Raw genomic sequence first — 24,114 nt, forward strand, 5'->3', positions numbered from 1 at the left:
GCGTGGTACAGGCTCTCGCATATTGTTTTTGACGCATCCTCTCACATGGATGGCCCATGTCCGGCTGGTAGAATTCATCCATGCGTTTAAGATAGCAATGCTACGCTGCGAGGAGGGCTTGGATGAAGTACTTCGGCACCGACGGCTTTCGAGGGAGGGCCAACGAGGGGCTCAACGTCGAGCATGCCTTCAAGATCGGCCGCTTCGTGGGGTGGTACTACGGTGCGCGCCAAGAGCGCAAGGCCCGCATCATCATCGGCAAGGACACACGCCGCTCCAGCTACATGTTTGAGTCTGCCCTGGTGAGCGGGCTGGTTGCCAGTGGTGCGGATGCCTACATGCTGCACGTGATCCCCACGCCCGGCGTCTCGTACGAGACGGTGGACGGCCGCTTCGACTGTGGCATCATGATCACCGCCTCCCACAACCCCTACTCTGACAACGGCATCAAGTTGGTCAACGACGAGGGCTACAAGATGGACGAGGACGTCCTCGAGAAGATCGAGGACTATATCGACGGCAGGGTGGACGTGCCGCTCGCGACGGGCGACGCCATCGGCTGCACCGTGGACTACATGCAGGGCCGCAACCGCTACATCGCGCACCTCATCGCCAGTGCCAACTTCTCGCTGCAGGGCGTCAAGGTGGGCCTGGACTGTGCCAACGGTGCGGCCTCCAGCGTTGCCAAGCCGGTGTTCGACGCCCTGGGCGCCGACGTACGCGTGATCAACAACGCTCCCAACGGCTACAACATCAACGTGGACTGCGGCAGCACCCACATGGAGCGCCTCCAGCGCCACGTGCTCGAGCAGGGCCTGGACGTGGGCTTTGCCTATGACGGTGACGCCGACCGCTGCCTGGCCGTGGACGAGCGCGGCCACGTGATCGACGGCGACCTCATCCTCTACATCTGTGGCAAGTACCTGCACAAGCACGGCCGCCTCGCCGCGGGCACCGTCGTTCCCACGGTCATGAGCAACTTCGGCCTGTTCAAGGCGTTCGACGAGGCGAGCCTCTCCTACGTGAAGACCGACGTGGGCGACAAGAACGTCTACGCCTGCATGCGCAAGAACGGCTACTCGCTCGGTGGCGAGCAGTCGGGCCACATCATCTTTGGCGACATCGAGTGCACGGGCGACGGCATCATGACGTCGCTGCGCATCATGGAGGTCATGCGCGCCGAGCGCGAGACCCTCTCGCAGTTGGCGGCTCCCGTCAAGCTCTATCCCCAGCGGCTCGACAACGTGCGCGTGACCGACAAGCATGCGGCCATGGAGGCGCCCGCCGTGCGCGAGGCCATCGGGCGGGCGGAGCAGTTCCTGAGGGGCAATGGCCGCGTGCTCGTGCGTGCCTCGGGAACCGAGCCCCTCGTGCGCGTGTTGGCCGAAGCGCCCGACAACGACCTCTGCAGGCAGACCAACGGCATCGTGCTCAAGGCCCTGGAGCCCTTCAGGGCGTGATGCGACGGGATCGCGTGGCCCTCACAGTGTCATAGCGTAGAGGCTCAATGGGAGGGACTGCCTTGTCGGCTTGGGCGATGGGCCGCATGCTGCCATTCTCCCGGCGGCCAAGCCCGGGAGCCAGATAGCTCCTGCCATTTGGCAGGTCGAGTCGACCAATGGTCCCAAGGTGCTTCATCGGGCGCCACGATACCCTTGCCACCCCCGACCGAGCTGTCTTGGCCCTGGTCCCGAGGTCATGATGGCCGATACCCCATTTTTCTCACACCTCTCGATCCAGGCTCCCGAGTGTCCATAGCACTGTTCGTCCAGCCTTTTGCAGGCGGCCTGCAAAAGGTGAGACTTTTTCACCATAAAGGCGTACCTACACTCGACTCAAGGAGGTCCTCAAAAGGATGGACTCTCAGCGTGAGGGGAGCGTTCTATGGACAAGCAGTGGTTGGGGCTTGAGGACAAGGTCGCTATCGTCACCGGTGCGGCATCGGGCATTGGAAGGCACGTGGCGGAGGTTCTGAAGTCGGTTGGTGCCAAGGTGGTCGTGGCCGACCTCACGGTGGAGACCGGCGACGAGTTGGAGGGCATGTACTGCGTCAAGTGCAACGTCTCCGACCCCGACGGCGTCACCGCAATGACCCGAGCCGTCATGGACAGGTACGGGTCCATAGATGTTCTCGTCAACAACGCTGGCCTCAACAGGCCACGTCTGCTCGTGGACGTCAAGGGCGAGAAGCCCCAGTATGAGCTCGATGTCAAGGACTTTGGCCTCATGTTTGACGTGAACGTCAAGGGGCTCTTCCTCGTCGCGCAGGCCTGCGCGCGCCAGATGATCAAGCAGGGCAAGGGCGTCATCGTCAACATGTCGTCCGCGTCTGGCAAGGAGGGCTCGGTGGGCCAGTCAGCCTATTCCGCCACCAAGGGCGCCGTCGATTCCTTCACGCGCTCGTGGGGCAAGGAGATCAGCCCATATGGCGTGCGCGTCGTCGCCGTGGCTCCGGACATCATGGAGGCCACCGGCCTCCGCACCCCTGCCTATGAGGAGGCCCTCGCCTATACGCGCGGCACCACGCCCGACAAGCTGAACACGGACTACAAGAAGTCCATCCCCCTGGGTCGCCCTGGCAAGCTTGACGAGGTTGCCTGGACCGTGGCGTTCCTCGCTTCGGATCGTGGTGGCTACATCACGGGCACCACGATTAACGTCTCTGGTGGCAAGTCACGCGGCTAGCCTGCTGACGGGTCGCTGGGACGCATCTCCTAGGAATGCGTCCCGTCGCGACCGCATGTCCTCTCTGCCATCCACCTCCATTCTTCGGCTTGAGCCGTGCCCTCGAAAGGATGCTTTGATGCCACTGGCTGTCAACAACAGGATCTTGGCAATCATCAGCTACTTCTCGAAGTATGCCTCGTCGAGCTTTGGAGAGTTGGCTGCGCGCCTGGGGGTCAGCGTGAGGACGGTGCGCAATGACATCAAGCAGCTGAATGACCTGTTGCAGGGATCTGCCTCGATTGAGGCTGATCGGGGCACGCTCAGGCTCTACGTGTACCAGGAGAGGGACTACGAGGAGATCCTGGATGGGCTGGCCAGAAGCTCCCTTGGCGCAGACACTCCCGGGCGGCGTCAGGCACGCCTGTTTGGATTGTTGGCGCGTGCGACCAAGCCCATGACCATGGCCGACCTGGCGGGCATGCTCTTCGTGAGCCGTGCGACGCTGGCAGGCGATGTGACCCAGCTGAGGAAGGACATCGCTGGGTACGGTCTGACCATCCTCGGCAAGGAGAACTCCGGCCTCACGCTCGACGGCGATGAGATCGAGATTCGCCTCTACCTGCTCGAGCGGGCGTATGACGCCGTCTATGGCAACGAGTCGCTACCCGAGGACATCGTGCGGGCCGTTTCCGAGGGCGCCCATCGCATTTCGGCCGAGGAGAGCGTCTGTCAGTCGCTCATGCGCTACGTGACCGTCATGTGCGATCGCTTTGGGCATGGGCATGCCATCGGCGCGCTGAGCGACCAGGTGAGCGAGCTGGCTCGGACGCCCGAATACACCCTTGTTGACACCCTCGTCAATGCCATGGAGAAGATGTCCGGCAACTCGTATCCCCAGAAGGAGCGCCTCTTTGTCTCTCTGGCGATCATGGGCACGCGTGTTCCTGGCGATGCCGGCGAGGAGGTTGCGCCCATCGAGCTCGATTCCGAAGTGGTTTCCCTCATGCGTGAGATCATACGGGCCGTCTCGGATGAGCTCAACGTCTCCGTGTCCTTCGGGGACCTTACCAACGAGCTGCTGTATCACATCAAGTACATGCTCAATCGCCTGCGTTATTCCATCCTGCTCGAGAATCCGCTTCTGGATGACATCCGGAGACGCTATCCCCTCGAATACGCCATTGCGGGCGTGGCCTCGAAGGTCATAGAAGAGTACTGCAACGTAAAGGTGCCAGATGGCGAGCGCGGCTACCTCGCGGCGTATTTCGGCGTTCTCATGGAGCGTCTGCGCAGCCAGCATCCACGTACGGTGCGTGTTGCCATAGTAGCTGGGTCAGAGCGTATCACGGCGTGTCTCATAGAGGCTCAGCTGCACAAGGTGCTCGATGAGGCCATGCAGACGTCACTGTTTACGCGTTCGGAGGTCAACGAAGGGATCCTCAGGAACTTCGACATCGTCCTGAGCACGGCAGCGCTTCCCTTTGACACGGACGTGCCCGTCATCATCGTTCGCGAGGTCTTCGACGCCACCGAGCTTGTCGAGCGCATGCAACGAGCCCTCTCGTGGGCCTCGCCCCTTTCGTCAGCCACGGCTGCGGTGCGCACGGCAATCACTGGGCACCTGGATGATGACCACTTCTTCGTCCTTGACGCCAGCAGGGGCTATAGGGATGGCATAGAGAGCATGGTGGGCAACCTTGAGGGGATGGGCGAGCTTGACGAAGGCTTTCTGGATCGCCTGCGCGAACGCGAGCATCAGCATCGCATGGCGTTCGGTAACGGTGTGGCGCTTCCTCACTGCCTTCAGCTGGCAACGGGAAATGTCGCCCTTGCGCTTGGTGTCTACCCGCATCCCGTTCTCTATGGAGAGGAGGTCGTAAAGGTGGTCTTCCTGTTGGGTGTGCCTGCGGCGGATGGGGCCAAGGGGGCGAGCATCGTCAGGTACTACGACGAGATCGTCTCCGTGTCCCAGGATGAGGAGCTGGTGGACAGGCTTTCGGAGACACGGGACTTTCGGGCGGCAATCAGGGTGCTGCAAGGCTGACCATGCACCTCTGAGTTCCGTGGTTGGGAGATGGCGCTCATCCGTGGCGCCTAGGGGGAGGAAGGGGACTGACATGACAGGGGTCATCGTCGTGGGACTCGTGGCGGTAGCGCTGCAGCTGTTCCTGACATACCGACAGATGCTCCACTTTTCGAGCGAGTTCGCAGCGCTTAGGAGGAGGGGCAAGGTCGCCGTTGGGCGTAAGAGCGGGGGCTTCCATGCGGGGGCAATCGTCATGTTCCTAGTGGATGACCAGGGCATTATCCAGGAAGGGAGGTATATGGAGGGCGTCACGTCCCTTGCGCGCGTCAGGCCTCTTCCTGGTTTTGAGGGCAGGGATGTCGCGGAGCTCACCCGAGGGGACGGTCCCCGCAGGGGTCATCGTAACCTTGGCAGGGCCCTGGAGGATGCGGCCAACACCTACAGGCTCTACACATCGGGTGAGACCGTCTCGCAACCACCCTCTCCACTCATGCACATGACCGGTGCCGTCAAAAGGCTTGTGGGACGCCCCCAAGTTCGTGACGGGAGGCAGTAGGGAGCTCCTTGCGTGTGGCCCAAGGGGCATATGCGATCGTATTGGAGTCTGGAAAGGAGCACTGGCATGGAAATCATCTCATCGGCAGCATCAGCGTTCATGAACCTGTTCCAGCAGGGTGGCATTCAGTTCGTTGCATGGGTCTCGAGCATCATCCCCCTGATCGTGATGCTGCTCGTCTTCATGAATTCGCTTGTCGCCTTCATCGGCCAGGAACGCGTCAACAAGTTTGCCGCGCATGCTGCGGGCAATCCTGTCCTGCGCTACTTTGTCCTGCCCTTCCTCAGTGCACTGATGCTCGGCAACCCCATGGCGCTCTCCATGGGAAAGTTTCTGCCCGAATTCTACAAGCCCGCCTACTATGCGTCGGCATCCTATCACTGCCATACCAACAGCGGCATCTTTGCCCACATCAATCCCGGGGAGATCTTCATCTACATGGGCATTGCCAGCGGCATCACCACGCTTGGTCTCGACGTATCCCAACTTGCCGTTCGTTACATGCTCGTAGGATTCGTGGCCAACCTCATCTCTGGGTGGTCGACCGAGTTCACCACCAAGTTGGTCGAACGGCAGATGCACGTCCGTCTGGCGCGCACGCTTGACGAGGGTAACGTACACACCGACGCAAGCGAAGCGGCATAGCAGGTCCAGGAAGGAGACTCATCATGGCAGAGCTACATGCCATCAAGGTCGTGGCCGGTGATGGCGGGTGGGGTGGTCCGCTTGTCATCACACCCACACCGAAGCGCGACAAGGTCATGTACATCGTTGGGGGCGGCGCTGAGCCCGAGTGCCTGGACAGGGTCGTCGAGCTCTCTGGCATGGAGCCTGTCAATGGCTTCAAGACATCCTGTCCCGAGGAAGAGGTCGCCTGCGTCATCATCGACTGCGGTGGGACCTTGCGCTGCGGCATCTACCCCCAGAAGGGCATTCCCACGATGAACGTGATGCCCACCGGCAAGTCGGGCCCACTTGCGCAGTACATACACGAGGACATCTATGTCTCGGCTGTCAAGTCCAATTGCGTGTCCCTGGCAGATGGGGCCGGAGCGGTACGTCCCGCCGACGAGGCCGCACCCCCTGCCGCTGCGACGACGACCGATACGGTCAAGGCAAGCCAGGCGGACAAGGACTATATGGCCGACACTCCGCAGAGGAAGAACAGCGTTCTCTCTGCCATCGGTATGGGTGTCGGCACGTTCGTCAACACGCTTTACCAGGCTGGTCGTGATGCCATCCAAACCTGCATCACGACCTTGCTGCCCTTCATGGCGTTCGTCGCCATGCTCATCGGCATCATCAATGGCACGGGGCTTGGCAACATCATTGCCAACTTCCTGGCACCACTTGCGGGAAATCCCATCGGCTTGCTCATCCTGGGCATCGTCGTCTCCATCCCCGGCCTCTCCGCCCTGCTTGGTCCTGGCGCCGTCATCGCGCAGATTGTCGGAACCCTGATCGGCTCAGAGATCGGCAAGGGTACCATCGCCCCACAGATGGCGCTCCCTGCGCTCTTTGCCATCAACAACCAATGCGCGTGCGACTTCATCCCTGTTGGCCTGGGCCTTGCCGAGGCGGAGACGGAGACTATCGAGGTTGGCGTCCTGTCCGTCATGTATTCACGCTTCATGACCGGTTGGATCCGCGTGCTGCTCGCATTCGCCGCGTCTATCGGCCTCTATGTGTAGGGGCTGCAGAGGGTTCGTGGAACCGACGATCTCCTTCATAATGATGAAAACTCACGTTTATGGAGACAGACGATGAAAGTGATTTATGAAAACAAGGTTCTTGGTGCGGGAGCGCACGCAGAGGACTTTCGTGCCACCAACATGATCATCCTCTTTGGTGCCACTGCTCCTCCGGAGCTCAAGGACTACTGCTATCTCGTGAACGTCAATCCCATAGACGGCCAGATCGCCGCGGGGGACATCCTTCGCATTGGCAGCAACTTCTACAAGATCACCTGTGTCGGTGCCGAGGCACCCGTGACCCTACAGGGGCTTGGCCACTGTACCATCAGCTTCACGGGTCAGACCGAGCCCGAGATGGCCGGCACGCTCTATGTGGAGCAGGCTGAGGTGCCCGTGCTTGGGAAGGGCACAGAGATTCAGATCATAAAGTACGGGTAGGGAGACCTCCTGGCAGGCTCCTGATGATCGGACATGAGACATGCCGTAGGGGCGCCCTCCAGGTGGATGGGCGTCCTTCTGCTGTTTCCGTACGCATCCGGCACATGACCGCATTGCGGTGGGCGCGACAGCGACACGCGCTGGTACTATCATGAGGAAGGTCTCAGGGACACGGGCGAGAAGGGTGCGTGAATGGTCCAGGCAGGCGTCGGGGTGGACATGCTCGAGATAGCGCGTATGGAGTCGGTCATGCGCCGCCGCCCTCACTTCCTTGACGCCGTGTTCACAAAGGACGAGCGAGCCTATTGCGACGCGACGGCGCATCCTGCCGAGCACTATGCCGCACGCTTTGCCGCGCGAGAGGCGGTGCTCAAGTCGCTGGGAACGGGCTTCTCGGGCGGCATCGGCCTCAAGGACGTCTCGGTGGGCAGAGGCGAGCTGGGTCGTCCCCTCTGCATCCTGGCGGGCAGGGCCGCCGAGGTCGCCCGCGGCCAGGGCGTGCAGGAGATCGCCCTCTCGCTCTCCACCACACGCGAGGTTGCCGTGGCCAACGCCGTCGCCATGACGGAGGGATTGCGTCCGCATCAGGAGGAGGCCCCCGACCCCGCCAAGGAGCTGCGGGCGTCCTTCAAGCGGGCGCGTACCCTCATTGACGAGCTTGAGCGACTGCAGGGCGCGCTGAGCGATACCCTAGAGACCACTGTGGAGGACGAGGCGTCCGAGCACGCGGCCGAGACGCCCATACGTACGGGAGCGTGACACCATGCAGCCAGTCCTGAACGTCGAGGACATCCGGAGCGTCGAGGCGGACCTCACCGAGGAGGGCGTCAGCGTCTCGGAGCTCATGCACCGCGCGGGCGTCTCGACGGCGCGCGAGGTCATGGAGATGGGTGACATCCGGGACGTCGTGGTCCTGTCCGGCTTTGGTAACAACGGTGGTGATGGCTGGGTTGCCGCCGAGGAGCTGCTGCGCCACGGCGTGCACGTGAGCGTGGTGTCGCCCGTGGTGCCCGATGACATCCATGGCGACATCGCCCGCGTGGTGGCAACCAGCGCCCGTGGCGCCGGTGTGCACGTGGTGGTGGCACCGCCCCGTCAGGAGCTGGAGGAGCTGCTCTCGGGAGTGGACGTCATCATCGACGCCATCCTGGGCACGGGCTTCCACGGTGAGCCGCGCACGCCCTTTGACATCTGGATCGACTGCGTCAACGAGTCCGGCATGCGCATCGTGTCCGTGGACGTGCCCAGCGGCCTTTCCGCACAGACGGGGCTTGCCGCGGGGCCCTGCGTCTCGGCCGACCTCACGATCACCATGCTGGCGCTCAAGCCGGGCCTCATCTCGGACCATGGGCGCGACTGCTGCGGCACCATCGTGGTGGCCCCCCTGGCGGAGCAGACGGAGCGCCTGGTGATGGAGGCGGACCCCGTTGCCTGGCGCGCGGACCTCGAGGACTATGCGGGGCTGCTCCAGCCCCTCTCCAACGGGGACGACAAGTTCACCCGTGGCTCCGTGCTCGTGGTGGGCGGCTCCCTGCGCTTCCCGGGTGCGCCCGTGATGGCCGCCATGGCAGCCGCGCGCGCCGGTGCGGGCTATGTGACGCTGGCCGTGCCCGATCCCATCGTGCGCATCGTGCAGTCACAGCTGCTGGAGATTCCCGTGTTGGGATTGCCTGCCAACGGCAACGGGACCTTTGCCATCGGTGCCGCCGAGAAGATCGCCGAGTTGGCGCAGAAGCGCTCCGCCACGCTCGTCGGGCCGGGCATGCGCGTGACCTCCGGCACCGTCGGGGTGGTCTCGGGGCTGCTGGGAGTCGATGTCCCGCTCGTCATCGATGCCGATGGCATCAACTGCATCAGCCGGCTCACGTCCAACGCCGTGGACGAGTATCCCGAGATGCTCCGCCGTGACAAGCCCCTCATCCTCACGCCGCATCGTGGCGAGCTGGGACGGCTGGTGGGCCTGCAGGACAATCCACCCACCTCGCTCACCGCCGCCATGGATGCCGCGCGTCGGGTGGTGTGGGCCGATGGCGGCAGCGAGCTCTGCGTGGTGGCCAAGGGGTCGGCGACGGCCTGCGTGAGCGCGGACGTCGCCTTCCTGCCCAAGCCCGGTCCCGCCTCGCTGGCGACGGCAGGTTCGGGCGACGTGCTGGGCGGCATCATGGCAACGCTGCTGGCGCGCACGCCCGTGGACAACGAGGACCTTCCCTCCCTGGCCGCGCTCGCCTGCGAGATCCACAGCTACGCCGGCTCCATCGCCGTCAGCAGCCGCGGATCGCGCGGCGTCATGGCACGCGACATCATCGATGCCCTGGGGCTTGCCGAGGATGCGCTTGAGGAGGACATTGCCTTCCCCGAGGGGGAGGACGAGGAGGAGTGACGATGGCATACCGTGCCTCCCACGACTATGGGTTCGCAAGCGCTGGCCGCCGCACCGACGAGGGATGGGCGCACCCCCTGGCCCAGGAGTCCGTACGTCACTGCCCGGACGACCGCTGGGCGTGGGTGGAGATCGACCTCGACGCCCTGCGCGACAACGTGCGCGCCCTCAGGCAGTTCATGGACTCCCGCACCAAGATGATGTGCGCCGTCAAGGCGGATGCCTATGGCCACGGTGCCGTGCGCTGCGCCAAGGCGATGCACGCCGCGGGAGCCGACCAGTTTGCCGTCGCCACGGTGGCCGAGGGCGTCGAGCTTCGCAAGGCCGGCATCGGGTGGCCCATCCTCATCCTGGCGGAGCCCCCCATCGAGAGCGTACGGACGCTCGTGGAGTACGACCTCATGCCGACGGTCCACACCACCGACTTCGCCCTGGCCCTGGGCGAGGCGGCCGTTGCCGTGGACGTGGTGGCCAAGTACCACCTGGCGGTTGATACGGGCATGACGCGCATCGGCGTGCTGCCCGATGACGTGGTCGAGTTCCGCCGCATGATAGACTTCCACCGTGGGATCGAGTGCGCGGGCATCTTCACGCACTTCGCCACGGCGGACGTCATCGGCGACTGGGACTTCAAGCAGCAGGTGTCACGCTTCGACCATGCCGTGGCGGCGCTTGAGGCCGCGGGCCTCGACCATGGCCTCGTGCACTGCAACAACACCCCCGCCACGATCCTCCATCCCGAGCTGCAGCACGACATGTGCCGCGTGGGCATTGGCCTCTACGGCCTGCACCCTGCCGACACGACGGTGCCGCGTGTGAGCCTGCGGCCCGTCATGAGCGTGCGCGCCCGCATCACGCGCGTCATCAATCCCGCGGTGGGCGAGGGCGTCGGCTATGGGCTCACGTATCGCGTGCCCACGCCCAACATCCAGATCGCCACGGTGCCCCTGGGCTATGCGGACGGCCTTGCGCGCTCGCTCTCCAATCGCATGGACGTGCTGGTTGCCGGCCGCCGCGCCCGTCAGGTGGGGCGCATCTGCATGGATCAGTTCATGGTCGCCAACGACGTGAGCGGCATCCGCGCCTATCGCGCCGCGGCGCCGGTCGAACGGGGCGACGTAGTCACCATCATGGGCGCCGATGGCAACGAGGAGATCACCGCGGACGAGCTCGCGTCCCTGCGCGGCACCATCAACTACGAGGTCACCTGCAACTTCTCACAGCGCCTCGAGAGAGTCTACGTATAGGGGGAGCACATGTCCGTCATGCACATACCTGGCCATGAGCACCAGAGGCCCGGGGAGGTGACGCTTGAGGAGATCAGGTCCGTCATGGGCAACTGCCAGCTCTGCGAACTGGGGCAGACCCGTACCAACCTGGTGTTTGGCGTGGGCTACCCGCATGCCCGCGTGATGTTCATCGGCGAGGGACCCGGCAAGAACGAGGACCTCCAGGGCGAGCCGTTCGTGGGCGCGGCAGGCAAGAAGCTGGACTCCCTCCTCTCCATCGCGGGCCTCACGCGTGACCAGATCTACATCGCCAACGTGGTCAAGTGCCGTCCCCCCGGCAACCGCAACCCCCGCCCGGAGGAGATCGAGGCCTGCTCCCCCTTCCTGCGCGAGCAGGTGCGCTCCATATGGCCCGACGTCATCGTGTGCCTGGGCAACTTTGCCTCGCAGTGGCTGCTCAAGACCGAGATGGGCGTCACCAAGCTGCGCGGCAAGCTGTATCAGACCGGGCACTTCGTGGTGTGTCCCACCTTCCACCCGGCGGCGTGCATCTACCATGCCGACTGGCAGCCCCTGCTGGAGCAGGACCTCGCCCTGGTGGGCGCCTGGCTCAGGGAGCATCCCACGGAGGGTGCACGGTGATGGCAGCGTCGTTCGAGACGATGTCGCACTCCCCGGACGAGACCATCGCGCTGGGGCGGGCGCTGGGCGCCCTTCTGCATGCCGGTGACGTGCTGGTGCTCACGGGGGACCTCGGTGCGGGAAAGACACAGCTCGCCAAGGGCGCTGCCGCGGGCATGGGTGTGAGGGACGACGTCACCAGTCCCACCTTCACCATCGAGATGGTCCACGATGGTGCCGACATGCCGCTGTACCACTTTGACCTCTATCGCCTGGACGACCCCGGACAGCTGGAGGACGTCGGCCTCTACGATGCCCTGGGATCCGATGGCCCCTGCCTCATCGAGTGGGGCGAGCGGTTTGTGGACGAGATTGGCCCCGAGCGTGTGGACGTGGTGCTCACACGCCTGGATGAGCAGGTGGGGGAGGGTGTCGAGCCACCGCGCCGCATCCGTGTGGAGGCGCATGACGCCCGCGGCGAAGAGCTCGTCCGCGCCCTGGGCGCCCGCTGGGACAACGTCTCGTAACGTGACCTTGCCTCGCCGTCCCTGAGGTGGCACGGCCGGGCACGATGGCGGCGCGCGCCGCGTCCTTGCCCAGGACGTCCGTAGGGCCTGCGCGCGGCCTTGTCCACGGGCATCCCGACAGGTCGGCGCATGCGTTTTCGTTCCGGCTGGCGATGGGAGCGCTACACTGGCTAGGCTGTGACGTTTGATGCCGACCGCGGCGTGCGCGGCCGACGAGGGATGGGTGTTGTGATGTCCGCCGTGCTTGCGCTTGATACCTCTACCGACATGCTGGCCTGCGCCGCTGCGCGCGTGGAGGCGGGCGAGGTCGAGCCTTTGGCCTCGGGAGACCACCTCTGTCGCCGTAAGGCGAACGTGGAGCTTGCCACCACGGCCCTCGACGTGCTGAGGCGGGCGGGACTTTCCATGGCGGACGTCGACCAGGTGCTGGTTGGTCGTGGCCCAGGCTCGTTCACGGGCGTGCGCATCGGCATTGCGACGGCAAAGGGCCTAGCCTGCGGTCTGGGCGTGCCCCTGCACGGCGCCTCCACGCTGGACGCCGTCGCCTGGACGGCCTGGGGGGCCGGTCGGCGCGGCAGGCTCGCCGTGGTGGGCGACGCCATGCGTGGCGAGGTGTATCCGGGTCTCTACCTGCTGGACGACGAGGGCGCACATCGCCGCTTCGAGGCGGAGCGCGTGCTCAAGGCCGATGCGGCAGTGGCGGAGCTTGCCGACCTCCCGGATGTTGGGGAGCTGACCCTCACGGGCGACGGCCTCAAGAGGTATCGCACCCGCTTCGAGGGCGCAGGCCTTACGGACGTCCTGGAGGAGGGCCTCTGGCATCCCACGGGCGAGGGCCTGGTGCGTGCCGCCACCGCGCCCGACTTCGTGCCCGCCCTCGGTGACGGCGACCCCGCGCTGGTGCTGCCCATCTACACGCGCCTCTCCGACGCCGAGGAGAACGAGCGCACGCGCCTGGGGCTCAAGGAGCCCGTCTCGGTGGAGACCACCGGCGTGGCGGACCTCCTGGCCGGCCGTCACCTGCAGCTGCGTCCCATGCTGCCGGCCGACCTCGACGCCGTCGCCGCCCTCGATGGCGCAGCCTTCGAGGGGGCGGTGCACACCCCCTGGACGCGCGCCCAGTTCGCCCAGGAGCTCGGCCAGCCCCAGCGCAGCTGGTGGGTCGCACACGACCAGGGCACCATCATCGGGTATGCGGGCGGCCAGCTTGCCGGCGCGGACTTCGAGGTCACGGACGTGGCCGTCGCGGCGGGCCATCGTCGTCGGGGCATCGCGTCGCGCCTGGTGGCGCGCATCGCCTACGACGGGCACACCTATGGCGCCTCCACGATCTCGCTCGAGGTGGAGGCGGAGAACGTCGCGGGCCGTACGCTCTATGAGGGCATGGGCTTCAGGCAGGTGGGCCGGCGTCCCAACTACTATGGCCAGGGCAAGGATGCCCTGATCCTGCGGGCCGACCTGCCCCTCAGGGCGGATGCCGCACTCGTGGCGGAGGCGCCCGGGCCCAGCGCCTCCATCCGCCCCTGGTCCATCGTCCCCGCGCCGCGCAGCGAGGAGGCCCAGGCTGCCCTTGCCACCGCTGGCGACCTCGTGCTCGCCATCGAGTCCTCCTGCGACGAGACGGCCATGGCCATCATCGATGCGCAGGGAACCATCTGCGCGAACGTGGTGGCGACCTCCGTGGACTTCCATGCCCGCTTCGGCGGCGTCGTGCCCGAGATCGCAAGCCGCAAGCACGTGGAGGCCATCGTCGGCGTCTTCGAGGAGACGCTCGCCCAGGCCGGCCGACACTTTGGCTGCGACACGCTCGCCCCCTCCGACCTCGCCTGCGTGGGTGTGACCACAGGGCCCGGCCTCGTTGGCGCCCTGGTGGTGGGCCTCGCCTTCGCCAAGGGGCTCTGCGCCGCCACGGGCCTGCCCCTCACCTCGGTCAACCACCTCGAGGGGCACCTCATGGCCAACCTCTTCGAGGCGCCCGACCTCACGCCGCCCTTCGTGGCCAGCCTCGTCTCGGGTGGCAATACCATGCTCGTGCACGTGCAGGCATGGGGAGACTACGAGGTCCTGGGCACGACCATCGACGATGCGGTGGGGGAGGCCTTCGACAAGGTGGCCAAGGCCCTGGGACTGGGCTATCCCGGTGGGCCCGTCATCAGCAGGCTGGCTGCCACGGGCAACAGGAAGGCCATCCACTTCCCGCGCGCCATGATGCACAGCCACGACTACCGCTTCTCGCTCAGTGGGCTCAAGACCGCGGTCATCACCTACATCGAGGGGGAGGGCAGGGCGGGGCGTGCCATCAACCTGCCCGACCTTGCGGCGTCCTTCGAGGCCGCGGTCATCGACGTGCAGGTGTCCAAGGCCATCACGGCGATGGAGGAGACGGGCGTCTCGGACTTCTGCCTGGGCGGCGGCGTGGCGGCAAACCCCGAGCTCCGCGCCGCGTACAAGAGGAGGCTTGGCCGGCGTGGCGTGCGCGTGACAGTGCCGCCCCTGGCGGTGTGTGGCGACAACGGGGCCATGATCGCCCTCGTGGCCCTGCGCAACTGGCGATCGGGCGTCACGGTACCGCTCACGCAGGACGCCGATCCCAACGCCCGGCTGGGCAGCTGGTCGTCACCCGAGCCGCCTGTGGTGGGACAGGGCTGGCCTCGGCGCTAGCGGTGCGGTAGGCGGTGCGCCCCCGAGCGTTTCCTTCGTGTTTCCCCAACGTATCCAGGCCGCGCACCGTTTTGTCCCGGGGCGACGCGGCGGCCTACCGTTGACCTACACTGGTACCGTAGTGCCACGCCTTTCACGTATGTAGTTGCAAGGGGGACTGCCATGAATACTGATTCCACAGACATGCATGCCACGGCGGGCGGCGCGGGGGCTGGCCTGTCCCGCCGCACGTTCCTCAGGCTCTCGGGCATGGCGGCCCTGGGCACGGCGGGCGCCGGCATCCTTGCGGGGTGCGGGCCCTCCACCGAGACGGACGACAAGGGCGCCAGCCAGTCCTCCTCGGCCGCAGGCTTTGGTGACAACGGGACGATGCGCGTGGGCATGGAGGTCGCCTACCCGCCGTACAACTTCCAGGTCTCCGAGGAGTCCGACAACACCATTCCCGTCGAGGGCCAGGATGGCGCCTATGCCGACGGCTACGACATCGTCTTCGCCAAGAAGATCGGCGAGGCGCTCGGCCTGACGCCCGTCGCCGTGAAGATGGAGTTCTCCGGCCTGGTCGAAGGGCTCACCAACGGCACCATCGACATCATCTGCGGCGGCATGACGGCCACCGACGAGCGCCGCCAGTCCATCGACTTCTCCGACCCCTACTGGGACGGTCACTATGGCCTGCTGGTGAAGAAGGGCTCCCCCTACGAGCACGCCACGAGCTTCGCCGACTTCAAGGGCGCCTCGGTGCTCGGGCAGCGCGACACGCTGTTGGATGACGTGATCGACGAGATCGACGGCGTCAACCACCTCACCCCCGTCGACTCGGTGCCCGCGCAGCTCTCCAACCTCAACCAGGGGACCTGCGACGCCATCACGTACGACGTGGAGAACGCCAAGGGCCTGCTGGCCGCCAACCCCGATCTCGCCCAGGTGGAGTTCGATGGCAACCCCATCCTCTTCTCCGAGGATGCGCCCATCAACGCCGGCATCGCCAAGGGGCACGACGACGTGCTCGCCAAGATCGACGATGCCATCAACGCCGTCCCGCAGGACGAGCGCCAGGCCTACTGGGATGCCGTGCAGGAGCGTCTGCCCGAGTAGGGCGCAGCCCCCGCGCCACGGCGCCTCCCGTGCCGCCACGGGGCCCTCCGACCGATCCAAAGGAGCCTTTCCCCATGCAGGATTCCAACAGTGCGGCCAAGGGACGCCTCGCGCGCGTCCGGGCGTTCCTTCTGGAGGAGCACCGCTACGTGTTTCTGGGCACGAGCATCCTCGCCCTCTGCGGCCTCTGGCTCGCCAACCAGGCGCACTCGCCCCTGAGCCTCCTCAACCATGCCCGTGGCCTCGAGACGGCGCTGTACTACGTGCTCGTGGCATGGCTTGCGGTGTCCGCCCTGGCGCTCGTCAGCAAGCTCACACATTGGAAGGGTGACGCCTACGTGCGCACCTCGCCGTTCGCCCGTCCCGCCGCCCGGCGGGCCGAGCGCTACCTGTCGTATGTCATCTGGGCCGTCACGCTGGCGTTCATCGTCGACCGCGTGGTTCTGGGGTGCGTCTACACGGTGCAGTGGGGCAGGGCGCAGGCCACCAACCCCAGCGACTTCCTGGGGTCGACGGTCTACATGCTCCACCATATGGGGTCGACGTTCGTGCAGGGCATCATCAACACCGTGATCATCGCGCTCGTGGGCACCATCGTGGCGTTCTTCCTAGCGTTGGCTCTGGTGTTCCTACGCCTGCAGGAGCCCGACCGCTCCGACAACGACTGCGTGCGCCTCCTCAAGGTGGTGGGCTCGGGCTTTGCCAGGGTCTACTCGCAGGTCGTGCGTGGCACGCCCATGATGATCCAGGGCCTCATCATCTACTATGCCGGCACCGGCATCCTCACGGGACAGGGCATGACGCCCACGCAGGTGCTGAACGTGTGGTCGCCGTTCAACGCCGCCCTGGTCACGGTCTCGCTCAACTCGACCGCCTACATGATGGAGGTGCTGCGCTCGGGCATCGGTGCCGTCGACCCCGGGCAGACCGAGGCCGCGCGTTCCCTGGGCCTCTCGCAGTGGCAGGCCATGCGCAAGGTCGTCTTCCCGCAGGGCATCAAGAACTCGATTCCCGCCCTCTCCAACGAGCTGGTCATCAACATCAAGGACTCGTCGGTGCTCATGGCCATCGGCGTACTCGAGCTGACGTTTGCCACGCGCACCATCGCAGGCGTCTACTACAAGCAGATGGAGATGTACGTCGCCTCCGCGATCGTGTACCTCATCCTCACGCTGGTGGCATCGTGGGCGCTGTCAAGGTTCGAGCGGGCGTTCGACACCGACGCCCGGCCCGTGGTGATGGGGACGTCCGACCACCTGCCCGTCGCAGGGGAGAAGGGGGGCGAGGCGTGATGGCAGAGCAGCCCGTCGAACCCGTCGTGCGCATCGAGGGGCTCCGCAAGAGCTTCGGCAGCCACGAGGTGCTCAGGGACATCAACTTCTCGGTCATGCCCGGCGAGGTGGTCACCATCATCGGCGCCTCGGGCTCCGGCAAGTCCACGCTGCTGCGCTGCATCAACCTACTGGAGACGCCCAACGCCGGGCACGTGTGGTTCCACGGCGAGGACCTTGCCGCCGAGCACGTGAACGTCAACAAGCTGCGCGAGAAGATCGGCATGTGCTTCCAGACGTTCAACCTGTTCAACAACATGGACGTGCTCGACAACTGCACGCTCGCACCCGTGACGCTGGGGAAGCTTCCCAAGGCCGACGCCGAGAGGCTGGCGCTCGAGCGCCTGGATGACGTGGGACTCTCGGACTTCGTCCACGCCATGCCCGCAACGCTCTCGGGCGGTCAGAAGCAGCGCGTCGCCATCGCCCGCGCGCTCTGCATGAATCCCGACCTCATGCTCTTCGACGAGCCCACGAGCGCCCTCGACCCCGAGATCGTGGGGGAGGTGCTCGAGGTCATGCGCGACCTCGCCGCCCATGGCATGACCATGGTGGTGGTGACGCACGAGATGGAGTTCGCAAGGAACGTCTCGGACAAGGTGGTGTTCATGGACCAGGGCGTCATCGCCGAGCAGGGCGACCCCAAGGACATGTTCACGCACCCCCAGCTGCCGCGCACGCGCGAGTTCCTGGCGCGCTACCTGGATGATGCATCCCAGGCCGACGGGTAGCGCCTCGGGCCATCGCGGGGGGGACGGCCGGGCCGCCACGGGCGGGCTCGTGCCTCGCGGACGAGCTGCCCACGGCGCGATGCGACGATGCCGCCGCACACGCTTGCAAGGCATGCAGTTGACAAATTAGTATTGCTTTATTTAAATTTAGATACCTCTTAGAAGATGGCGCGAAACGATATGGATGCGTGATCCCCATGACCATGATTGAGAGCGGAGAAGCGTCATCAGCCAGCAATGCCTCGGCTCTTAAGCAGGGTCTTGGTAGCTACTGTGACTTTAAGCTTGACACGTTGCAATTGACCATACCGGTGAGCGGCAGCTCCACGCATGACTCGACAATAGGGGATGGCATAGGTGAGGCCCTTGATGCCTGGAGGGACCTCATCGAGGCCGACGCCGATTCGATCGTCCTGATTTACGATGCCCTGTCGGCGGCAGATGACGCGATAGCCGCCCAAATGAGCGAGAGGTAGCTTTGGCCATGGACATCCGTATTGTAAAGAGCAGTGCGGAGCAAGCGCTCAGTGATGAGAACGCGAAGCTTGAGAATCAGATGGATGCCTGCCAGGCCCAGGTCGAAGCCGTGGGAGACATCTCGCTTGAGAGCATGGAAGGGGCTGCGGCAGAGGCGGCAACCCAGACCATTCACATGCACAAGGCGGTGGTGGAGTCACACTATTCGCTCTATGAGTCGCTGCGCAGCGCCAACGAAAAGAACAAACGCGCCGTGTCGGGTCTCTACCCGACCGAAGGGGACGTGGTGGACACGAAGGTCGCCGAACAGCGTCTTCAGGAGGCACAAAGCGAAATCGCTCGTCTACGGCAGGAAGAGCGGAGAGACGTGTCTTTTGCGCGGCAGCAGAACCAGCAGGCACAGAGAGATGGCGGCAGCGCGGAATCATTGATAGACGTGCAGTCCATCTCAGATGGCTACTCATCACTCATCGCGTCGCAACAGGAGACGGCGCAGTATTAGAACCAGCAGGCACAGAGAGATGGCGGCAGCGCGGAATCATTGATAGACGTGCAGTCCATCTCAGATGGCTACTCATCACTCATCGCGTCGCAACAGGAGACGGCGCAGTATTACCAAAAGTCATCGACTTGGCCAACCAGTATGACTCCGACTCGGCAGGCTTTTATGGGGAGGTTGACTTCAGCCAACTGCGTGCCGCCACGGCGTCCGTCGTCAGTTATACGACCACAGGCTCATGGGGCGATACCAGTTGGGCAGATACTGCCGACGGTGACTATAACCACTCGATTGCCGAGTATAAGTGCGAAATGGCACGTCCGTATTTGACGGATGAGGAGCTTGAGGCATACCGACAGGCCTATGAGAACGACGGCCGTCTTACTGCAGACGAGATCTATAGTGTCGACGAAGATGGGACGGGGCACTTCACGGAGAACCTCTATGCGGCGCTTGCAAAGATTCCTTCCGTCATGGTCTCAGATGCTGAGGTGGGCGAAGTTGCCAAGGCCTATGAAACAATGTGGGATCAGATGGACACCGATAGCATCGAGAGGTTTCTCGAGCTTTCCTATGTGGCTACAGGTAAGGAGCAGGATGCCTCCGGCGTCGGCCCCATGCCGGATCCAAATGATCCCACCAAGACCATAAACTCCAACCACATCTATGAGTACGTACCGTCTCCCCTGCTCTCTCGTGTCGCCGCCGCGGAAAAGGCTGACGCACGGGATTGGAACAACCGGTCGGATACGTATTGGCCGCGTATCGCCGGGTTGAACCTGATCGACTCTATGAGCCAGAAGAACGAGACGATTCGGGTCCCGGCAGATGACTGTGGGCTCGATAGTGATGGAAATGCATGGTACTCCACGGATGGCGTTGACTTTGCCCTGACGGTCATCAGAGGAAAGAACTCAGACGGCAGTGATGACAGCGCATTCATGTGCATGCTGGAGTCGAATCCTTCCTTGCACATCGATGACTCATCCTCCACAGGATCGGTTGGCATAGGGCTTGATGACCCAAGTGGGAGTGCCATGTATGAGACGGACATATACGTGTCTGGCAGTACTCCCGATGTATTGGTACTGCTGTCCCATTTGAATAATCCAAAAGCTCACCTGCAGCAGGTCACTGACCCTGCTGAGAGAGTTATGTATGGCGGAGATGGCTTTAGCGTCATGGGATCTGCAGCCAAGTCTCTGGTAGACAAGGGTGTCGACGTAGCGATTGAAAACCTGCCTGGTGGTGGGACATTGCTGACAATCATGGGTTTCGCCAAACAACTGTCAGAGAGCTACCAAAATAACCTGTCAGAAGAGCAGAAGCAGACGCTGAGTGAAGAGACGGCAGAGTCAATTCGCACGTCCGGAGCTTCGCCGCTTGAATACATAGGCATTGGCACCTCATACGATGACGTGAATTTCCCTGACTTCAACAGCCCCGATGGGACACGCAGCTATACGCTGGACAGCAATATAAATGTGTATGTCACTGACTCGGAGCAGGAGGCTATCCAATCAACGATAGATGCCTATAACCAGTCACATGGTACTTCCTATACCTACGACGACTTCATGAGCGATATGACCAACAACTCCATAGACGCACTTGTTGGCCGGGGAGAGGGACAGGATACTACTGCCTTTATTGAGTGGTCAAAGGATGTTGCTGATCTATCATATATATCGGATAGCGATGTGTCGAAAAGTGCCAACCCCAGCCAAGTAACCAATTACCAGTATATTTTAGATAAACAGCAAGGTGGGCCCTTGTCTAATAGCGTTACGTTCAGCTGGGAATAGCGATGCAACACCATACACATACTCATAGGTTTGTAGCCTTTGCGCTCCTTGTGGCTGCCGTAATAGCTGCTGCATCCGCATATGGGTTTTACGCATACCATAAGACGCAGGACCAAGGGCGCATAGATGCTGCACGACAGAGAATGGGGGCATTCTCTGAATTCGATGTTGTTACAGTGCGGGTTAATGCTTGGGGCAACGATGTGCCGGGCATACAGATGACCGATGAGACCCGTGTCTTATTGGGGGAGTTGGCTGCCGCATATAATGCCGACCCATCCACTTCGCCAAAGGTTGACCCTTCTAAGTTGGAGCGTGCATATTATGAGGACGCGCTAGAGACGTTCGGCGGCGACCCCTCCCGGGACGCCGCCCTCGCCCTGTGGCTCTGGATGGCGCGGCCGGCCGACCTGGTGTACGCGGGGGACGACCCCGTGGCGGGCGCCCGCGCGGGCGCCGACGCAAACGTGAGTGGGGGCATGACGAACTTGCAGTTTTGTAACTCCAGAATGTATGGTAGCAGCCTGGTGGCTAATATGCGCTTCAGGTGGGAGGATCAGTAGCATGGAACCTGCGGATGAAGGCTCCCGCGTCTATGATGCGTTCGCCGCGGAAGCCCGCAGGAGGATCATCCAATCGGAGGATCGTGAGCAGGAGCTGGTCCGCCGTCGCGGTGTGGTGGAGGACTTCCTGGTCAAGCTCGAATACGAGCAGCGTCGCTCGGCGATGCTGCGTGAGCAGATGATGGCTGAGCTCGGCCCGTACTGTCCCCGCTCCATCTATGCCCTGGAAGACGAGGCGCGGGTGCATGCGATGCGGGCGCTGGACTCGGCCGCCAACGCATCCTCTGCCCTCGAGGCTGCCCGCAAGAGGGAGGCTGCCCACCGCGACGACCTCTACGAGGAGCTTTATCGACGGCAGCGCATCGAGTGGGCGCGGAGGGAGGACGAGAGGCGTTCCTCGCGGGGGACTAGTGCTGGGTTGTAGCGGAGGAGTTTGTCGTTTGCGCACACAAGAGGAACGTTTGGGCCTGAAGTGCGTGGCCATATCGCGCCAAACGCGGCCCGAGTGTATCGTCACGCACGATTTTCAAGCAAAAGAAGGGTCACCCCACGGCTGCGGACAGGCCATCGTGGTCCCGTGGGTCCTACGTTGTCGACCAGCATCGCGCACTTCAGGGCCAAACGTTCCTCCCGTCCCACATTCTGGCTGAGAATCCGCCACGTCGCCGTATGCGCCCTTCGGCAGGAGCCTCCGAACGCCCCCGGCCGTCTCGCGGCGACGGCTGGGAAATCGCGATACCATGGGTGGGACATGATGGACGGCGTGGCCATGGCCATGTGCGATACCGGCGGGAGAGCCCCATGCAGGACGGATTCATCAAGGTCGCGGCCCGCTCGCCGCAGGTGCGGGTCGCCGACGTGGATGCCAACGTCGATGCCTGTGTCAGCGAGATCACCGATGCCGTGCGATCCGATGGTGCCAGGCTCGTGGTCCTGCCCGAGCTCTGTGTGACGGGCTACACCTGCGAGGACCTCTTCTGGCAGGATACGCTGCTCGACGCCGCCGAGCGCGGCCTTGCGGCAGTGGCCAGGCGCACGGCGTCATGTGATGCGCTGGTGCTGGCGGGCGTCCCCGTGCGCGCGAACGACAAGCTCTACAACTGTGCCGCCGTCCTCGCCCACGGTGAGCTCTTGGGGCTGGTCCCCAAGCGCCACATCCCCAACTACAACGAGTTCTATGAGGTGCGCCACTTTGCCGCTGGACCCTGGGATGTGTCGCACGTCCGCTTCGCAGGCTGGGAGAACGTGCCCCTTGGCACGGCGCAGCTGTTTGCCTGTGACATCCTTCCCCAGCTCAAGGTAGCCGTCGAGGTCTGTGAGGACCTCTGGGTCGCCAGTCCGCCCTCCATCGCCCATGCCCAGGCGGGCGCCACGGTCATCTGCAACCTCTCTGCCTCCAACGCCGTGGTGGGCAAGGCCGACTACCGTCGCGACCTCGTGGTGGGCCAGAGCGCCCGCCTGGTCGCCGCCTATGTGTATGCCAGCGCCGGGTGGGGCGAGTCCACGCAGGACCTCGTGTTCTCCGCGCACGACCTCATCGCCGAGAACGGCGTGCTCCTCGCACAGGCCGACCCCTTCGGTGACGGCCGCGCCACCACCGAGGTGGACGTGACCGCCCTGGCCGCGGAGCGCCGCCGCCTCTCGACGTTTGGGTGCGCACCCACGGCTCAGGACGCGGACTACGAGGTCACGACCTTCACGCTCGACACGGCGGAGACGCGCCTCACGCGCCGTGTCGACCCGCATCCCTTCGTGCCTGCCAATCCTGCCCGCCGCGCCGAACGCTGCGAGGACGTGTTCTCCATCCAGGCGTACGGACTGGCCAAGCGCCTCTCGCACACGCGCTCCGAGTGCGCCGTGGTGGGCGTCTCGGGTGGGCTCGACTCCACGCTGGCGCTGCTTGTGATAGCGCGGGCCTTTGACATCCTCGAGCTTGACCGCTCCGGCATCCTGGCCATCACCATGCCGGGCTTTGGCACCACGCGACGCACGCACGCCAACGCGCTTGAGCTCACGGAGGTGCTGGGGGCCACCCTGCGCGAGGTGCCCATCGCCGACGCCGTGCGCCAGCACTTCGCCGACATCGGCCATGACGAGGACGACCATTCGGTGACCTATGAGAACGCCCAGGCGCGCGAGCGCACGCAGATCCTCATGGACGTCGCCAACCAGGAGGGCGGGCTCGTGGTGGGCACCGGCGACCTCTCCGAACTGGCGCTGGGCTGGGCGACCTACAACGCCGACCACATGAGCATGTACGGCGTGAACGCAGGGGTCCCCAAGACGCTCGTGCGCCACCTCGTGCGCTACGTGGCGGACACCACCGACTCCGGCGACCTCTCGCGCGTGCTGATGGACGTGCTGGACACGCCCGTCTCGCCGGAGCTGTTGCCCGCCACGGCCAGGGGCGCCATCGCGCAGCGCACGGAGGACCTCGTGGGTCCCTACGAGCTGCATGACTTCTTCCTCTACCAGGTGCTGCGCCGTGGCTTTGCCCCACGCAAGGTGTACCGTCTTGCCCGCCATGCGCTGGGGGAGGGGACGGCTGCCGGCTATGCCAATGCCACGATCCTCAAGTGGCTGCGCACGTTCTACCGGCGCCTCTTCTCGCAGCAGTTCAAGCGCAGCTGCCTGCCGGACGGTCCCAAGGTGGGCTCTGTGGCGGTGAGCCCGCGCGGGGACCTGCGCATGCCGAGCGACGCCTGTGCCAACGCCTGGCTGCGTGAGCTTGCCGAGCTGTAGGGCCGCCGCGCCTCCGGCATTCTTAATCGAGCTTAACCCAACGCCAATGGTCGCTTAATCTACGCCTGCGAC

22 protein-coding genes are annotated in these 24,114 nt (G+C 64.2%); all 22 read left to right on the forward strand.

What is annotated here, in order from left to right:
• The first annotated feature begins 122 nt into the window (after positions 1–122).
• The 22 genes from glmM to J2S71_RS05100 all read left to right on the forward strand — a co-directional run bounded on the left by glmM (position 123) and on the right by J2S71_RS05100 (position 24,042).
• Positions 123–1,460 carry a phosphoglucosamine mutase gene (gene glmM / locus J2S71_RS04995; RefSeq protein ID WP_307389210.1) on the forward strand — a complete coding sequence of 446 codons (1,338 nt, stop codon included), beginning with the start codon at positions 123–125 and terminating at the stop codon, positions 1,458–1,460.
• Between the two features lie 424 nt (positions 1,461–1,884).
• Positions 1,885–2,685 carry a sorbitol-6-phosphate dehydrogenase subunit gene (locus J2S71_RS05000; protein ID WP_307389212.1) on the forward strand — a complete coding sequence of 267 codons (801 nt, stop codon included), beginning with the start codon at positions 1,885–1,887 and terminating at the stop codon, positions 2,683–2,685.
• A gap of 118 nt (positions 2,686–2,803) precedes the next feature.
• Positions 2,804–4,711, forward strand: coding sequence for a BglG family transcription antiterminator (locus tag J2S71_RS05005; protein WP_307389214.1), 1,908 nt, complete (start codon positions 2,804–2,806; stop codon positions 4,709–4,711).
• A 73-nt stretch (positions 4,712–4,784) separates the two neighbouring features.
• The gene (locus J2S71_RS05010; RefSeq protein ID WP_307389215.1) at positions 4,785–5,249 is read left to right on the forward strand and encodes a transcriptional regulator GutM; all 465 of its coding nucleotides are present in this window, start codon (positions 4,785–4,787) and stop codon (positions 5,247–5,249) included.
• A 66-nt stretch (positions 5,250–5,315) separates the two neighbouring features.
• Complete coding sequence (srlA, locus tag J2S71_RS05015; RefSeq protein WP_307389217.1) at positions 5,316–5,894, forward strand: PTS glucitol/sorbitol transporter subunit IIC; 579 nt, start codon at positions 5,316–5,318, stop codon at positions 5,892–5,894.
• A 23-nt stretch (positions 5,895–5,917) separates the two neighbouring features.
• Positions 5,918–6,940 (forward strand): PTS glucitol/sorbitol transporter subunit IIB, encoded by a 1,023-nt coding sequence (gene srlE / locus J2S71_RS05020; protein WP_307389219.1) that lies wholly within the window; start codon positions 5,918–5,920, stop codon positions 6,938–6,940.
• A 72-nt stretch (positions 6,941–7,012) separates the two neighbouring features.
• A complete protein-coding gene (locus tag J2S71_RS05025; protein ID WP_021727202.1) occupies positions 7,013–7,381 on the forward strand; it encodes a PTS glucitol/sorbitol transporter subunit IIA in 369 nt (122 codons plus the stop codon).
• A gap of 192 nt (positions 7,382–7,573) precedes the next feature.
• Positions 7,574–8,140, forward strand: coding sequence for a holo-ACP synthase (gene acpS / locus J2S71_RS05030; RefSeq protein ID WP_307389220.1), 567 nt, complete (start codon positions 7,574–7,576; stop codon positions 8,138–8,140).
• 4 nt (positions 8,141–8,144) lie between these two features.
• The gene (locus J2S71_RS05035) at positions 8,145–9,761 is read left to right on the forward strand and encodes an NAD(P)H-hydrate epimerase (protein WP_021727272.1); all 1,617 of its coding nucleotides are present in this window, start codon (positions 8,145–8,147) and stop codon (positions 9,759–9,761) included.
• Positions 9,762–9,763: 2 nt separating this feature from the next.
• Positions 9,764–11,008, forward strand: coding sequence for an alanine racemase (alr, locus tag J2S71_RS05040; RefSeq protein WP_307389225.1), 1,245 nt, complete (start codon positions 9,764–9,766; stop codon positions 11,006–11,008).
• A 9-nt stretch (positions 11,009–11,017) separates the two neighbouring features.
• The gene (locus tag J2S71_RS05045; RefSeq protein WP_021727241.1) at positions 11,018–11,632 is read left to right on the forward strand and encodes a uracil-DNA glycosylase; all 615 of its coding nucleotides are present in this window, start codon (positions 11,018–11,020) and stop codon (positions 11,630–11,632) included.
• The gene (gene tsaE / locus J2S71_RS05050; protein WP_307389233.1) at positions 11,632–12,138 is read left to right on the forward strand and encodes a tRNA (adenosine(37)-N6)-threonylcarbamoyltransferase complex ATPase subunit type 1 TsaE; all 507 of its coding nucleotides are present in this window, start codon (positions 11,632–11,634) and stop codon (positions 12,136–12,138) included. Before J2S71_RS05045 ends, tsaE begins: the two co-directional genes overlap by 1 nt.
• A gap of 219 nt (positions 12,139–12,357) precedes the next feature.
• On the forward strand, positions 12,358–14,799 hold the full coding sequence (tsaD, locus tag J2S71_RS05055; protein WP_307389236.1) for a tRNA (adenosine(37)-N6)-threonylcarbamoyltransferase complex transferase subunit TsaD: 2,442 nt from the start codon (positions 12,358–12,360) through the stop codon (positions 14,797–14,799).
• 162 nt (positions 14,800–14,961) lie between these two features.
• A complete protein-coding gene (locus tag J2S71_RS05060; protein ID WP_021727307.1) occupies positions 14,962–15,894 on the forward strand; it encodes a transporter substrate-binding domain-containing protein in 933 nt (310 codons plus the stop codon).
• Between the two features lie 74 nt (positions 15,895–15,968).
• Positions 15,969–17,186 (forward strand): amino acid ABC transporter permease, encoded by a 1,218-nt coding sequence (locus J2S71_RS05065; RefSeq protein ID WP_307389240.1) that lies wholly within the window; start codon positions 15,969–15,971, stop codon positions 17,184–17,186.
• A complete protein-coding gene (locus J2S71_RS05070; RefSeq protein WP_040652460.1) occupies positions 17,186–17,956 on the forward strand; it encodes an amino acid ABC transporter ATP-binding protein in 771 nt (256 codons plus the stop codon). Before J2S71_RS05065 ends, J2S71_RS05070 begins: the two co-directional genes overlap by 1 nt.
• Before the next feature lie 197 nt (positions 17,957–18,153).
• The gene (locus J2S71_RS05075; RefSeq protein ID WP_040652461.1) at positions 18,154–18,432 is read left to right on the forward strand and encodes a hypothetical protein; all 279 of its coding nucleotides are present in this window, start codon (positions 18,154–18,156) and stop codon (positions 18,430–18,432) included.
• Positions 18,433–18,440: 8 nt separating this feature from the next.
• The gene (locus J2S71_RS05080) at positions 18,441–18,935 is read left to right on the forward strand and encodes a hypothetical protein (protein WP_307389247.1); all 495 of its coding nucleotides are present in this window, start codon (positions 18,441–18,443) and stop codon (positions 18,933–18,935) included.
• A gap of 128 nt (positions 18,936–19,063) precedes the next feature.
• On the forward strand, positions 19,064–20,737 hold the full coding sequence (locus J2S71_RS05085) for a hypothetical protein (RefSeq protein ID WP_307389248.1): 1,674 nt from the start codon (positions 19,064–19,066) through the stop codon (positions 20,735–20,737).
• 218 nt (positions 20,738–20,955) lie between these two features.
• Positions 20,956–21,300, forward strand: a complete 345-nt coding sequence (locus J2S71_RS05090) for a hypothetical protein (RefSeq protein ID WP_307389251.1) — start codon at positions 20,956–20,958, stop codon at positions 21,298–21,300.
• Between the two features lies 1 nt (position 21,301).
• Complete coding sequence (locus J2S71_RS05095) at positions 21,302–21,724, forward strand: hypothetical protein (protein ID WP_307389254.1); 423 nt, start codon at positions 21,302–21,304, stop codon at positions 21,722–21,724.
• Positions 21,725–22,101: 377 nt separating this feature from the next.
• Positions 22,102–24,042: an NAD(+) synthase gene (locus J2S71_RS05100; RefSeq protein WP_307389259.1), complete on the forward strand. Its 1,941-nt coding sequence runs from the start codon at positions 22,102–22,104 to the stop codon at positions 24,040–24,042.
• Positions 24,043–24,114 lie beyond the last annotated feature (72 nt).

The organism is Olsenella profusa DSM 13989 (assembly GCF_030811115.1).
GTDB classification, from domain to species: Bacteria; Actinomycetota; Coriobacteriia; order Coriobacteriales; family Atopobiaceae; genus Olsenella_F; species Olsenella_F profusa.